The sequence below is a fragment of the Bacillus inaquosorum KCTC 13429 genome (genome assembly GCF_000332645.1).
GTDB classification, from domain to species: Bacteria; Bacillota; Bacilli; order Bacillales; family Bacillaceae; genus Bacillus; species Bacillus inaquosorum.
Map to the genome: position 1 here is coordinate 259,191 of NZ_AMXN01000003.1, position 14,732 is coordinate 273,922.

Consider the following 14,732-nt stretch of genomic DNA (forward strand, 5'->3'; position numbering starts at 1 on the left):
TTATTTCACCTCGATTGCTTCTCCTACCATTTCTCCGTCAAGCGACCATGTTTTCGCTTGCTGGATTTTCACGCGGACGATTTTGCCGATTGCTTCCTTCGGCCCTTTGAAATTGACAAGCTTGCTTTTTTCAGTGTAGCCGGCAAGAATATCAGGGTTATTTTTGCTTTCACCCTCAACTAATACTTCGACAACCTGGCCTTCGTATTCCTTCATTTTTTTAGCAGAAATTTCATTCACCAGTGCGTTCAAACGCTGCAGACGTTCTTTTTTCACGCGCATCGGAACATTATCTTTCATTTTGGCAGCCGGAGTGCCCTCACGCGGAGAGTAAATGAACGTATAGGCGCTGTCAAACTCCACTTCACGGTAAAGAGAAAGCGTTTCTTCAAACTGTTCGTCCGTTTCGTTCGGGAATCCGACGATAATGTCCGTTGTCAAAGATGCATTCGGCATTGCTTCCTTAATTTTTCGAACGAGCTCCATATAACGCTCTCTGTCATATTTGCGGGCCATCAGTTTCAGAACCTCTGAGCTTCCTGATTGAACCGGAAGATGAATGTGATCAAGCAGGTTGCCGCCTTTTGCCAGCACTTCAATAAGGCGGTCGTCAAAGTCACGCGGATGACTCGTTGTAAAACGGATTCTCGGGATATCGATTTTTCTCAGTTCATCCATCAAATCACCGAGACCGTACGTCATATCTTCAAAGTCTTTTCCGTACGCGTTTACGTTTTGGCCTAATAGTGTAATTTCTTTGTAGCCTTCGCTTGCGAGCCTTCTCACTTCCTGAATGATCTCTTCAGGGCGGCGGCTTCTTTCTTTTCCGCGTGTGTAAGGCACAATGCAATACGTACAGAATTTGTCACAGCCGTACATGATATTGACCCAGCCCTTAATTTTTCCGTTCCGGACTTTCGGAAGGTTTTCAATAACGTCCCCTTCCTTGGACCAAACTTCTATGACCATTTCTTTTGAAAGGTATGCTTCTGACAAAAGCTCTGGCAGGCGATGGATGTTATGCGTTCCGAAAATCATATCGACAAACGGATGTTTTTTCAAAATCCGGTTCACGACTGATTCCTCTTGGGACATACAGCCGCACACGCCTAAAATCAGATCGGGATTATTTTTTTTCAGCGCTTTTAAATGCCCCAGCTCACCAAACACCTTGTTCTCGGCATTTTCGCGGATTGCGCATGTATTTAACAAAATGACATTGGCATCGTCAACAGAGTTTGTCGCTTCGTAACCGAGCGCCATAAAAATCCCTGCCATAACCTCTGTATCGTGTTCATTCATTTGGCAGCCGTACGTACGGATATAGAACTTCCTTCCGTCTCCCAGCCCTTTAAATTGTTCAGAAATTTTAAAGTCATTATGATAAGTAACGGCTTCCTTGCCTCGTTTTTTCGCATCTTTTAAGGAAGGCGGAATGTAAACAGCTTCAAAGTACTTGCTGTAATCCTTCTCGGATTTTTTGTCCGATGGATTAACTTGTCCGCTCTCTAATTTTTGTTTTTCATTCATGTCATGATTTCTCCTTTCAAACCAAACTTCCACCCTCCAGTATAAAGGTTATTGAAGCTCTGCACAACTGGCAACCTATCATTGTACACTCATTGAGAATAATAATCAATAAGGAATAAAAAGAGGAAGAGTATACTCTTCCTCTTACAATAGCTGGAGTTCTTCAGCCGTCTTTTTGATGACGTCAAGCGCCTCATTCAGTTCTTCTTTGGTATGCTCAGCGGTAATAATCGTGCGAATTCTGGCTTTTCCCTTTGCAACAGTCGGAAACACAATGCTTTGGGCAAAAACGCCGCGTGAAAGGAGCTGATCAGAAAATTGCTTTGCAACACCTTCATCACCTATTAATATCGGAAGAATCGGCGTTTCACTCTGCGTGAGAGTCAAACCCATTTTCATAAGCATTGATTTAAAATAGGCCGTATTTTCCCATAAGCGCTCCATATGCTCCGGCTCCTCCAGCAAGACTTCAATCGCTTCCATACAAGCTGCGGTGACAGCCGGCGGATGGGACGTGCTGAATAAAAACGGACGGCCTTTATGGCGCAAATAATCGATCAGCACCTTTGAACCGGCAGCGTAGCCGCCGAGCACTCCGATTGCCTTGCTTAGCGTTCCAACCTGAATATGGACTCTGCCGTCAAGACCGAAGTGGTTCACCGTTCCCCTCCCGTTTTCGCCAAGCACTCCGGATGCATGGGCGTCATCCACCATCACAAATGCGTCATATTTCTCAGCGAGCGCTACAATATCAGGCAAAGGGGCTATGTTGCCATCCATGGAAAATACGCCGTCTGTCACAATCAGACGCATCCGATAATTCATTGACTTTCTCAGCACCCTCTCTAAATCACTCATATCAACATGCTGATACACCTTTTTATCCGCCTTTGTCAGCCTGATTCCGTCGATGATAGAGGCATGGTTTAATTCATCTGAGATGACAATATCTTCTTTTGAAAGAATACTTGAAAGTACGCCTTGGTTGGTTGTAAAGCCTGATTGGAATACAAGTGCCGCCTCCGTTTTTTTAAAGGCTGCCAGCTTTTGCTCAAGCTCTTGATGCATTGTAAGTGTACCGGCAATCGTTCTCACTGATCCGGTGCCGGCTCCAAATTGCTGAACAGCCTCCTGCGCGGCTTTGATGAGTCTTGGGTGTGAAGTAAATCCGAGGTAGTTATTAGAAGAAAGCTGAATGACGTTTTTGTGATTTACTGTGACAGAAGGTCCCTGCATTGATTCAAGCTGTTTTATCTCTTGCCATGTATGGTTTTCTTTCATTCTATCAAGCTCTGCTTTTAAAAACTCAAATTCCTTTGTCATGTTTATCCCCCTATTATGGAATTAAAATCACTTTTCCGCACTGGCCGCTTCTCATCAGTTCGAATCCTTTCTCAAACTCCTCTAACGGAAACTGATGGGTAATAACAGGTGAAAGATCGAGCACGTTTGATCTGAGCAATTGAGACACCTGCCGCCATGTCGAAAACATTTTTCTTCCTGTGATTCCTTGGATCGTAAGTCCTTTAAATACCACTTTATTCGTCAAATCAATTGTCACTGGATGTTCCGGCAAGCTGAGAATATGAAATCTTCCGCCATTCGCAGCCATCGCAAGACCTTGGGCAATCGCTGAGGGATGGCCCGACATTTCACAAACGAGATCCACTCCTTCCCCATCCGTTAAAGCGCTTACAATTTTGAGCGGATCTTCTTTTTCAATAGAAACAGTACGTGCAGCTCCCATTTGTTTGGCAAGCGCCAGCCTGTATTCATTTTTATCAATCGCAATCACCTGAGAAGCACCTGCTGCTTTTGCAACCGCAACAGCCATAAGACCAATCGGTCCGCATCCAATGACTGCAGTCGTCCCTCCTGCCGGCTGGCTCTCGAGTACTGTATGAACCGCATTTCCTAAAGGCTCTTGAATGGAAGCAATCGCTGGGTCCATATCGGCGGGATTCTTCCAAACGTTATCAGCGGGGACTTTTACATACTCCGCAAAACAGCCTGCCGTGTCCACCCCGATAATAGCAGTATTGGTACAAACATGAGATTTTCCGGTTACGCAAGGGACACATTCACCGCAGACAATATGCGTTTCAGCAGACACATACTCCCCCACTTTTACACTGCCGACATTCTCTCCTACAGCTTCAACAATGCCGCTGAACTCATGGCCGAAAACATAAGGTGTTTTGATTCTCTGACGTGCCCATTGATCCCAATTATAAATATGCACATCCGTGCCGCATATGGAAGCAGCTTTTACTTTTATGAGGACTTCATGTTTATCGATCTCAGGAATGGGAACTTCAGTCAGCACAGCACCAAACGCCCCGTCCTTTTTCATTAGAGCTTTCATCTTTCCACTCTGCATGTACAATCCTCCTTGAAAAATTCTTGTTACATTCGGATTGTACCATGATATGGAATAAGCGTAAATAGCACTGTCTTTCTGAGGAAGACAAAAGTATCCGTCTTGAAAAATGGGCGAAATTTTTTTTCTGAAACGTTCTAGTTCATTTCTGACTTTTGTATTCCCGTCATTTATATGCCGAAAATACTATCGGAAGAAAATATCACAATAAATGAAAAACAACCTGTTTGCATGAGGCAAACAGGTTGAGAATGCTTTATTTGTTTTTAGCGAGGCTCCACGATTAATTTAATCGCCGTTCTTTCTTCACCATCGATTTGAATATCAGTAAAAGCCGGAATACAAATCAAATCTACGCCGCTAGGCGCCACAAATCCCCTGGCAATCGCCACAGCTTTTACAGCTTGGTTTAATGCACCCGCTCCAATTGCTTGAATCTCGGCGGCCCCTCGCTCTCTTAACACACCTGCAAGCGCACCTGCCACTGAATTTGGACTCGATTTTGCTGAAACTTTTAAGATTTCCATTTCTGCTCCCCCTTAGTTTTACAATGGATAAGTGAGTGTTCATTAGAACAATCATTATTAGATGTTGCTATCCAAAAAGCCATCCCCACAATGCTTTTCAAAAATAGCGGGCTACCTTCCATTTTTACTATATTCACTAAGGAGTTGCTATATTCCTGCTTTTCTTTTTAATATTTTTATAAAATAACCATATGTTCAATTATTCAAAGAACATGTGATCATCATTGATTAAAATACGTTCGATTTTAACGGCTTTTTTCGTTTGATCGTCGATGTCGATGACAACACCGCTCAGTGTTGTTTTTCCTTCAGCGACAGTAAAACGCACTGGAAGGTTTGTTTTGAAGCGCTTGATAATTGTCTCTCTGTCCATCCCCAGTATACCGTCATATGGGCCAGTCATTCCTACATCAGTAATATATGCTGTACCCTTCGGCAAAATGCGGTTATCCGCTGTTTGCACGTGTGTATGAGTTCCAACAACAGCTGATGCCCGTCCATCCGTGTACCAGCCAAGTGCGAGCTTCTCACTTGTCGCTTCAGCATGGAAGTCGATAAAAATGTACGGTGTTCTTTTCGCAGCTTCGGCAATCAATTCATCCACTTTTAAAAACGGATCATCAAGCGGCGGTAAAAACGTGCGTCCCTGTAAATTAATGACGGCAAGCTCTTTGCCGTTTGCTTTCACATAGGTTATCCCTTTTCCCGGTGTTCCCTCTGGAAAGTTTGCAGGGCGAACCAAGTTCGGAACGTCATCTATAAAATCGAAAATTTCTTTTTTATCCCATGTGTGGTTCCCCATTGTGATTGCATCTGCACCGGCTTGGATTAAGCTGTGATAAATTTTTTCTGTCAGGCCTTTTCCATGTGCAGCATTTTCACCATTAATAATGGTAAAGTGAGGCTTATATTTTGTTTTTAGCTTTGGTACATATTCTTTGACCATGTCACGGCCCGGTGAACCGACAACATCTCCGATAAATAAAATTCTCATTTTGTAAATCCTTTCTTCTTGAAAATTCCTTGGCCGTCAAAAAAATAAAGTGATGCTTAGCGCATCACTTTATTTTGCATACTCTACGGCTCGAGTTTCTCTGATTACCGTCACTTTAATATGACCTGGATAATCGAGCTCGTCCTCAATTCGCTTACGGATATCTCGCGCCAGTCGATGAGCTTCAAGATCATTAATTGAATCCGGCTTCACCATAATACGCACTTCGCGTCCAGCCTGAATCGCAAATGATTTTTCTACACCTTCGTAGGACTCAGAAATTTCTTCGAGCTTTTCAAGTCTTCGAATATAATTCTCGAGCGTCTCACTTCTTGCGCCAGGTCTTGCAGCGGAAAGTGCATCTGCTGCAGCTACCAGCACAGCGATAATGGAAGTCGGCTCTTCATCCCCGTGGTGTGATGCAATACTATTAATCACGACTGGGTGCTCTTTATATTTGGTCGCAAGCTCTACCCCGATTTCAACGTGGCTTCCTTCTACTTCATGGTCAATTGCTTTTCCGATGTCGTGAAGAAGGCCCGCACGTTTAGCAAGCTTTGCGTCTTCTCCAAGCTCCGATGCCATTAGACCGGCCAAGAATGCGACTTCCATGGAATGCTTGAGCACATTTTGACCGTAGCTTGTACGGAACTTTAAGCGGCCGAGGATCTTGATGAGATCTGGGTGGAGGCCGTGAACGCCAACCTCAAATGTCGTTTGCTCACCCATCTCACGAATATAGTCATCGACCTCTCGGCGAGATTTTTCAACCATTTCTTCAATCCGTGCCGGATGAATACGGCCATCCTGAACGAGTTTATCAAGAGCAATCCTTGCTGTCTCACGTCTGATCGGATCAAATCCGGAAAGAATGACAGCTTCAGGTGTATCATCAATAATCAGGTCAATACCTGTCAGCGTTTCAAGCGTACGAATGTTACGCCCTTCCCGTCCGATGATACGTCCTTTCATCTCATCATTTGGAAGATTGACAACTGATACCGTTGTTTCGGCAACGTGGTCCGCTGCGCAGCGCTGTAAGGCGAGTGAAAGAATGTTTTTCGCTTTCTTATCCGCCTCTTCTTTCGCACGGTTTTCAGTTTCTTTTGTCATGATGGCGATGTCATGTGAAAGCTCGTTTTCAACCCGCTCAAGAATGATTTGTTTTGCTTCATCACGAGTCAGACTCGAAATTCGTTCCAACTCTGACTGCTGCATACGAATCATCTCATCCACTTTGCTTTCCATCTCTTCAATATGTTGTTGTCGTTCATTCAGAGAATGATCTTTCTTCTCCAACATCGCTTCCCGTTTATCAATTCCCTCATGTTTGCGATCAAGGTTTTCCTCCTTTTGGAGTAAACGGTTTTCTTGTTTTTGAAGCTCATTTCGTCTTTCACGAACTTCCTGTTCAGCATCTATTCGAAGTTTGTGGATTTCATCCTTTGCTTCAAGCAGAGCTTCTTTTTTCAGTGCTTCAGCATCACGCTTTGCATCTTCAAGAATTTGCTCGGCTGCACCGCGTGCGCCCGCAATTTTCGCTTCGGCAATGGTTTTACGAACAAAGTAGCCAACAACTAAACCGAGTAGAATCAGCAAAATGGAGATGAGAACCATCATAATTGGGGTCATACTTTCACCTCCTCTTGCTATGAACTTGGTTGTTGCTTAAATAAGTGTCGGCATGTACATTGTCTAGTTTTCTCAACATACAGAACCTTCACAGGGAATGAGTATTTTCATCGCCCTTGTCAAGTTTAAATGGTTTAACAATCATGTTAAAAAAACAAATGTTACAACTTCATTGTAAATGTGTCGGAAATACTTGTCAAGCTTGCCATCTTAACGATTGCGACCAGATGCCTTTTAGCGTGCCGAATGCAATCCTTCCAAAAGAAGATCATGAATTATTCTTGATTCAAAAGCTGGTAAATTTTATTGTTCACTTGGCCGAGTTTAGCGTTATTTTGAATGTTTGAGAACAAAACTACAATCGTTTGCCCAGATTTGCTAAAGCTGTTCAAGATGTTGAAGCCCGGCATGACACCATGGTTTGAATAGCTTCCGGGAGCAACATAAAATCCCATACCGTATGTAGAGCTGCTCCCTGGTGTCAGCATCTTTTCGTAGCTTTTTTGCGAGTACAGTTTGCCGTCTATCAGCGCTTGGTCAAATTTGTACATATCTATAGCACTCATATATATATCACCGGCTCCATACAGCTGGGATAAATCGGGCATATACGGCGTAAACGCTCTGCCGCCCTTCAGCTTATACCCGACAGCAGGATAAGGTTCTTTATCATATGTTTTATAAAAGCCTGCATGCGTCATTCCCGCCGGTTTAAAAATATGATTCGTTATGTATTGTTCATAGGACTCGCCGCTCACTTCAGCAACAATATAAGCGAGAACAGAATAGTTGGAATCCTTATAGTCCCATACGCCCGGCTGGCGTTTGATTCCCTGACGTTCTATGTCTTTTACTAAATCTTCCGGAGTGATTGCGCCGTTTCCTTCAATATGTCCGTTTATTCCCGATGTATGTGTAAGCAGATTCTTCAAAGTAATCGTTTGTCCGTTAGGGAAATGAGGTAAATACGTGCTTACCGGATCGCTTGTCTGAAGTTTCCCCTTTTCCTCAAGCTGCAAAATTGCGGTTGCAATCAGCGCTTTTTGTGACGAACCGACATAAAATGATGTCAATGGATTATTTTGAATGTGATGTTTACGGTCTGCATAACCAAAACCTTTACTTGTTACGATTTCTCCATTTCTGACAATCATGGCTGTTCCGCTGAAACCGATCTCATTTAAATAATTGCTTATTTTTTGATTACGATCGACTGTTTTGATTTGTTCCTCTGTTTTTTTGGCGGTTTTCTTTTTGACTTCTTTTTTCTGACTGGTATCTGAAACTGCTGAAGTTTCTTGAGATGGCTCGTTTTCTTCACTATTTCGATGAAGCGCATTCCAAATCGTAAAGCAAATCATCACTGCTAAAAGACCAAGCAAAAGTTTGCCTCTTTTATTTAGTTTTCTCCGTCTGCGTTTTGCAGTTCTCCTGCGGGTTGGGCTTGTCATTCATTTTTTCCTCCCAAAATAAATTCCATTTTGCACACGTTTTGTTAGACGAATAAAGCACTGAAAAAGTTGTCAAAAAAAGCAATATTTTTATCATTTTTTTGCAAAATACAAAAGGCTGAGTTTTTCACTCAGCCTTTTGTATCATTTCAAACTTATTATATTTTTATTCTTCAAATTCGAGTTCTTCTTGTGCCTCTTCAGCTTGCTGCTGCACTACACCGTGATTATCCAAGCCGTAATGTTCACGAATTTGCTCCTGGATCATCAGCATGATATCTTTATTTTCTTTCAGGAATTGTTTTGCATTTTCACGGCCTTGGCCAAGACGCTCTTCTTCATAAGAGTACCATGAACCGCTTTTTTGCACGATATCAAGTTCAGTTCCAAGATCAATGATTTCGCCCTCTTTTGAGATGCCTTCTCCGTACATAATGTCAACCTCGGCTGTACGGAACGGCGGAGCCACCTTGTTTTTTACGACTTTGATTTTCGTTTTGTTCCCCATTACGTCGTTGCCTTGTTTCAGCTGTTCAGCACGGCGCACTTCGAGACGCACGGAAGAGTAGAATTTCAGCGCACGGCCGCCAGGAGTTGTTTCCGGGTTTCCGAACATAACGCCGACTTTTTCACGAATTTGGTTAATGAAAATCGCAATTGTCTTCGATTTGTTAATGGCTCCTGAAAGCTTACGAAGCGCTTGAGACATTAAGCGTGCTTGTAAACCGACATGTGAATCTCCCATGTCGCCTTCAATTTCTGCTTTCGGAACGAGAGCTGCCACAGAGTCGACTACGACAATGTCAACTGCACCGCTTCGAACCAGCGCTTCCGCAATTTCAAGCGCCTGCTCGCCTGTGTCAGGCTGAGACAGTAAGAGCTCTTCGATGTTGACTCCGAGCTTCTGCGCGTATACCGGATCTAACGCATGCTCCGCATCGATAAACGCGGCTTGTCCGCCTTGCTGCTGAACCTCAGCAATCGCATGGAGCGCAACAGTTGTTTTACCTGAGCTTTCAGGACCGTATACTTCAATAATCCGTCCGCGCGGATATCCGCCAATTCCCAGTGCCGTATCAAGAGCGAGGGAGCCGCTTGGGACAGTAGAAATTCTTGTATCTGTCTTTTCTCCCAGTTTCATAATGGAACCTTTACCGAACTGTTTTTCTATTTGTTTAAGAGCCATATCTAAGGCTGCCTGACGATCACTCATTCTATTTTTTCCTCCTTTATGTTACCACTACATATACTATACCCTGTTTGAAGGGATTTGCCAAGAAAAAAGCGAACGCATATTCGGATTTTTTCCTGGCGTGATTTCTATCAAAATATCATAATGCATCAGAGAAATCATGTTTTCTTAGGAGGATAATGTGCTGAAAATATTATTTTTGCTCTAAAAGCTTCAAGATTAAATGGCAGCCGTATTTAGCGCCTCGTTTTCTGATTCCCGTTCTGGAGCCGGCAAAGTGAAACTCGTGAACCTCTTCTTTTCCATTTGCTGAAATACCGATAAACACATGTCCAGGCTCATGCCCTTCTTGAGTATCAGGTCCTGCTACACCGGTAAAGCTGATGCCGATGTCGCTGCCAGTGAGCTTTTGAACACCCTTTGCCAGCTCTGATGCGCACTCCTTACTGACCGCGCCAAAACGATCTAATGTTTCCTTCTTGACACCAAGCACATTCTGCTTCACGTCGTTTGTATAGCAAACGACGCCGCCAGCAAATAATTTTGAAGCACCGCTAAGATCCGTCAGCCATTCAGAAAACAGCCCGCCGGTAAAGCTTTCCGCCGCGGAAATCGTAATGCCTTTTTCCTTACATGCTTTAGAAAGCTCTTTTACAAGGGAAGTATCATCGTAGCCATAGAAAAATTCACCGACTCGTTCTAAGATAACAGCCTCTGTTTCTTTTAACAGACGCTCTGTTTCCTTTTCGTCAGCATGTTTGGCTGTCAGTCGCAGCGTCACCTCACCGTCAGCCGCCAAAGGAGCGATTGTCGGGTTCGTTTGTGCATCAATAATGTCTTCCAAATCGGCTTCAAGCTGAGATTCGCCGATACCGAAAAAGCGAAGAACAGTTGAAACAATTTTTTCATTTGAGCCCATCTTTTTCAGCAGAAGAGGCTTTGCTTCATTTTCAAACATTGGACGCAACTCGCTTGGCGGCCCAGGAAGAAGCATATAAAAGCGCGATTCATGCTCTGTGAGCATTCCCGGCGCCATTCCAAAGTGATTCGCCAGTACGTCAGATCCTTCGATCACAAGCGCCTGTTTGCGATTATTAGGTGACATCGTGCGTTTTGTTCGTTTGAAATAGTCCTCAATGGATTGGAACGCTTCATCATTTAATACGAGCGGACGTCCCAGCGCGTTTGCAATCGTTTCTTTCGTCAGATCATCTTTTGTCGGTCCGAGACCTCCTGAAAAAATAATGAAGTCAGAGCGTTCTTCAGCAATGCGGATGACTTGCTTCAGCCGCTCCGGATTATCTCCGACTGCTGTATGATAAAATACGTTAACTCCGATCTCAGCGAGCTGTTTACTGATAAATTGAGCATTTGTATTTGCGATCTGGCCAAGCAACAGCTCTGAACCGACTGCAATAATTTCTGCTTTTTTTGGAAATTCCATGACGTAAGTCCTTCTTTCTTAGTTAGATGTTTTTAGCGCTTCCCAGTTTTTAGAGAAATATTCCCAGCCTGATACGACAGTAAAGAAGACAGCTACCCACAACGCTAAGTCAGCAAACGGGAATGACACAAGTTCAAACGGAAGATTATGAAGAAGCAATGCGGAAACCGCAATGATTTGTGCCCAGGTTTTAATTTTACCAAGCATATTAGCAGCTACTACTTCTCCTGTTCCGGCTAAGACAAGCCTTAAACCTGTCACGGCAAACTCCCGGCTGATAATCACAATGACCATCCAAGCTGGAGCAAGATCAAATTGAACAAGGATAATTAACGCTGCGGATACAAGCAGTTTATCCGCAAGCGGATCAAGAAATTTCCCGAAGTTTGTCACGAGATTCAGTTTTCGGGCATAATACCCGTCCACCCAGTCTGTTGTGGATGCAATAATAAATAAAATAGCGCCCGCCAAGTGTGCGACCGGGATCGATTCGTCTCCAAATTCGAGCCTGCCCCAGTCAAACGGCGCCAGCATGATAATCATGAAGATTGGGATTAATGCGATTCTAGCTAGTGTGATTTTATTTGGTAAGTTAAACATAAAGCCCCTCCAGTTTCATACTCGGACGTGAAGAAAAGTCATCTGGTAATTAAGATGACTTTTCTTCCTTTTTATTTACAATCTTAATGGTTTGTGCCATCACATCATTCGGATCGAGTTCATATGAAAGAACCTTACCGTTGATTTTTATTTTCAGATTAGGTGCATATCCTGTGCGGATTTCAACTTGTTTCTGATCAGTTATGTCTTTTTTATAGGTTTCGTCTTTTTTCAGCGTTCCCTCTTTTAACGAGCTGCTGTTTTCATCGCGCACTCGAACCCAAGAGCTGTCTGATGCCTTCAGTTCAAGCTCGATTTTATCAGCGCCGGACACTTCATAAGTCGTTAACGATCCTTCAGTGCCAGCCGCTTTAATCTCCAGTTTATCACTGTCACTTTCTTCTTTTTTATCTTCATTTTCTTTTGTTTCTTTTTTAGTGTCTGCCTCTTTTTCAGAGCTGTTATTTTGATTCTCTTTTAGCGTTGAATCTTTAGGGATTTCATACTTGCTTTCACTTTGCGTAATTGATTTTTCAGATGCCGCATTGTTATCATCGCTGTTTTTATGATTCGCAAATTGAATGATCGCGTACACAATCGCAATTACGACAATCACGCCGAGAATCACAAGTATTGTTGGCAGCAGCTCCAGCGCCTTAGATGCTGGCTTTGGCATTTCCTTTTGAAGATTCATGCCGGAGATCTTTTCAGACACATCGTCATGATACGTATTCGGGATATCTTTTTTATGCTCCTCAAACAGCTGATCCGCATCTAGCCCGACGGCTTCTGCATATTGCTTGATGAATGCCCGAACATAAAACTTCCCCGGAATAATGTCATAGTTTCCTTCCTCCAAGGCGGTTAAATACCTTTTTTGAATCTTTGTTGCCGCTTGGAGATCATCCAATGACATTGCTTTTTCCTCTCTGGCTTCTTTGAGCCGGATTCCTAGTTCAGTCACAACAAACACCTTCCAATTTTAAAAATCAAAGCTTGAAAACCCGGATTGATCAAACATTTGGGGTTCCTCGGCATGTTCATATGTAATAACCTCATCAGGGTCATTTCTCAGTTCAATAATATAATCAAAGTCATCTAGTGTATACTCTGTATTTTGAACGAATATGTCTGGATGTTCCACCACTTTTGTTGCAGGCAGCCTCATAATTTCTCTGACCAGCTGGAGATGGCGTTCTGACCCTCTTCGTGTTGACACAATTCCGTCAACGATAAAGACATTCTCAGTGCTGTATTCATCGGCAATCAGCTGACTTCTTATCGTCTGCTTCAGCAAGGTTGATGACACAAAAAGCCACCTTTTGCTTGCACACACGCTGGAGGCCACAATTGATTCTGTTTTCCCGACACGCGGCATACCACGAATTCCGATTAATTTATGGCCTTCTTTTTTGAACAGTTCTGCCATAAAATCGACTAATAAGCCTAGCTCGTCCCGTTCAAAGCGGAACGTTTTCTTGTCATCGGCATCCCTTTGAATGTAACGGCCGTGGCGTACGGCAAGACGGTCGCGAAGCCTCGGTTCTCTCAGCTTCGTTACTTTAATTGTTTCCATCGTTTTTAAGATTGATTCTAATCGTTTAATTTGATCTATATGGCGGCACCTGAGGAGCATTCCCCTTCTGGAAAGATCGACGCCGTTTATCGTTACGATGTTAATAGAAAGCATCCCAAGAAGAGATGAAATATCCCCGAGCAGTCCGGGGCGGTTCACTTGAATTTCATATTCAAAATACCATTCGAGCTTTGCCAAATGATATACCCCCTTCATTGTGGCAAAATTTTACCTTCCTTTATCATAAAGCATTTTTCTCTAATTAGAAAGAAGAATGTTGCTGTGATGAGGAAAACATAAAAAAGAGAGGAAAAATCCCCTCTCTTCCTAGTGAGTGCTGTTATTTTCAACAAGCTTAACCATCATATTGGCAATGGCGTGCTGTTCATCTTTTGATGCTACGCTCCAAAGATCTGCCAGCACTTTTTCCTGCTCGTTCTTAGATTCCACTTCATTAGCCAAGTAGCTGCCGATTTCTGTCGCAAGATCTGTAATAGTATCCTGGCTCATACCTTGATCTTGCGCATAGTTCAGACGGTCGCCAAGGAAGTTTTTCCAGCTATCCCAGTTTTCTAATACTGACATGCTTGTTTCCTCCATTTCATGTGAAGTTACAAGATTATTGTGTCCTTCGCAAAAGAAACTATACACCGAATATTTTCGGATCAGCAGTGCCAGCCGCCATTCACCGACAAAATTTGGCCAGTGATATATGACGCTTTTTCAGACAGGAGAAAAGCTGTTGCATCCGCAATTTCTTGCGGCCGGGCCAGCCGGCCGATCGGGATCTCATCAGCGATCTCTTCTTTTTCAGACGGGGTGAATTGATTCATCATATTTGTATCAACCGCGCCTGGCGCTACGGCGTTTACTCTGATTCCGCTTGGCGCCAGCTCCTTAGCCAGTCCTTTTACAAACGAGTGCTGAGCTCCCTTTGCCATGCTGTACAGCACTTCACAAGATGCTCCAGTCTCTCCCCAAATAGAGCTGACAGCCACAATTGCTCCTGATTTCTTCCGGATCATGCCTGGAAGAAGGTTTCTCGTCAGCATATAAGGACTCGCCACATGAAGCTGAACCATTTCCTGGACCGTTGCATTATCCACATCCGTAATCAGCCCAAAATGGCTTCTTCCGCTATTTAAAATAATCGCATCAATCGGCTGAACAATTGAACCTGTCAGCTTATCTGCTCCTTCTGGCGCGGACAGATCGGCTTGTAAAATTTCAGCATGCACGCCAAACGTCTCTCTTAGTTTTTCAGCAAGCTCCGCTGCCGCGTTTTGATTTGTATTGTAATGCAGCAGCAAATTATATCCATCTGCCGCAAGGGTTTCACTTATGCTTTTGCCAATGCCGCCGCTTGCTCCGGTGATTAGTGCTGTTTTGTTCATCCTCTTTCCTTC

The 14,732-nt window shown here is 43.6% G+C and carries 14 protein-coding genes; all 14 read right to left on the bottom strand.

Translation table 11 applies throughout. The features are described from left to right. The 14 genes from miaB to ymfI all read right to left on the bottom strand — a co-directional run bounded on the left by miaB (window position 1) and on the right by ymfI (window position 14,720). Window positions 1-1,530, bottom strand: a complete 1,530-nt coding sequence (gene miaB / locus BSI_RS11970) for a tRNA (N6-isopentenyl adenosine(37)-C2)-methylthiotransferase MiaB (RefSeq protein WP_003238430.1) — start codon at window positions 1,528-1,530, stop codon at window positions 1-3. A 144-nt stretch (window positions 1,531-1,674) separates the two neighbouring features. Beyond that, window positions 1,675-2,853: a glycine C-acetyltransferase gene (locus BSI_RS11965; protein WP_003238432.1), complete on the bottom strand. Its 1,179-nt coding sequence runs from the start codon at window positions 2,851-2,853 to the stop codon at window positions 1,675-1,677. Window positions 2,854-2,866: 13 nt separating this feature from the next. After that, the gene (gene tdh, locus BSI_RS11960) at window positions 2,867-3,910 is read right to left on the bottom strand and encodes an L-threonine 3-dehydrogenase (RefSeq protein ID WP_003238434.1); all 1,044 of its coding nucleotides are present in this window, start codon (window positions 3,908-3,910) and stop codon (window positions 2,867-2,869) included. A gap of 266 nt (window positions 3,911-4,176) precedes the next feature. Further along, window positions 4,177-4,437, bottom strand: coding sequence for a stage V sporulation protein SpoVS (spoVS, locus tag BSI_RS11955; protein WP_003154135.1), 261 nt, complete (start codon window positions 4,435-4,437; stop codon window positions 4,177-4,179). A 199-nt stretch (window positions 4,438-4,636) separates the two neighbouring features. Continuing rightward, on the bottom strand, window positions 4,637-5,431 hold the full coding sequence (ymdB, locus tag BSI_RS11950; protein ID WP_003238436.1) for a 2',3'-cyclic-nucleotide 2'-phosphodiesterase: 795 nt from the start codon (window positions 5,429-5,431) through the stop codon (window positions 4,637-4,639). A 69-nt stretch (window positions 5,432-5,500) separates the two neighbouring features. After that, on the bottom strand, window positions 5,501-7,063 hold the full coding sequence (rny, locus tag BSI_RS11945) for a ribonuclease Y (protein WP_003221010.1): 1,563 nt from the start codon (window positions 7,061-7,063) through the stop codon (window positions 5,501-5,503). 275 nt (window positions 7,064-7,338) lie between these two features. Then, window positions 7,339-8,514, bottom strand: coding sequence for a serine hydrolase domain-containing protein (locus tag BSI_RS11940; RefSeq protein WP_003238438.1), 1,176 nt, complete (start codon window positions 8,512-8,514; stop codon window positions 7,339-7,341). Between the two features lie 166 nt (window positions 8,515-8,680). Further along, window positions 8,681-9,727: a recombinase RecA gene (gene recA / locus BSI_RS11935; RefSeq protein WP_003238440.1), complete on the bottom strand. Its 1,047-nt coding sequence runs from the start codon at window positions 9,725-9,727 to the stop codon at window positions 8,681-8,683. A gap of 172 nt (window positions 9,728-9,899) precedes the next feature. After that, entirely contained in the window at window positions 9,900-11,150 is a 1,251-nt protein-coding gene (locus BSI_RS11930) for a competence/damage-inducible protein A (RefSeq protein WP_003238442.1), read from the bottom strand. Window positions 11,151-11,168: 18 nt separating this feature from the next. After that, window positions 11,169-11,750, bottom strand: a complete 582-nt coding sequence (pgsA, locus tag BSI_RS11925) for a CDP-diacylglycerol--glycerol-3-phosphate 3-phosphatidyltransferase (protein ID WP_003238444.1) — start codon at window positions 11,748-11,750, stop codon at window positions 11,169-11,171. 49 nt (window positions 11,751-11,799) lie between these two features. After that, complete coding sequence (gene rodZ, locus BSI_RS11920) at window positions 11,800-12,714, bottom strand: cell shape determination protein RodZ (RefSeq protein ID WP_003238446.1); 915 nt, start codon at window positions 12,712-12,714, stop codon at window positions 11,800-11,802. An 18-nt stretch (window positions 12,715-12,732) separates the two neighbouring features. Beyond that, window positions 12,733-13,524: a DUF3388 domain-containing protein gene (locus BSI_RS11915; RefSeq protein WP_003220998.1), complete on the bottom strand. Its 792-nt coding sequence runs from the start codon at window positions 13,522-13,524 to the stop codon at window positions 12,733-12,735. 129 nt (window positions 13,525-13,653) lie between these two features. Further along, on the bottom strand, window positions 13,654-13,911 hold the full coding sequence (locus BSI_RS11910; RefSeq protein WP_003238448.1) for a DUF3243 domain-containing protein: 258 nt from the start codon (window positions 13,909-13,911) through the stop codon (window positions 13,654-13,656). An 80-nt stretch (window positions 13,912-13,991) separates the two neighbouring features. Further along, entirely contained in the window at window positions 13,992-14,720 is a 729-nt protein-coding gene (ymfI, locus tag BSI_RS11905; RefSeq protein WP_032732048.1) for an elongation factor P 5-aminopentanone reductase, read from the bottom strand. Between the last annotated feature and the right edge of the window lie 12 nt (window positions 14,721-14,732).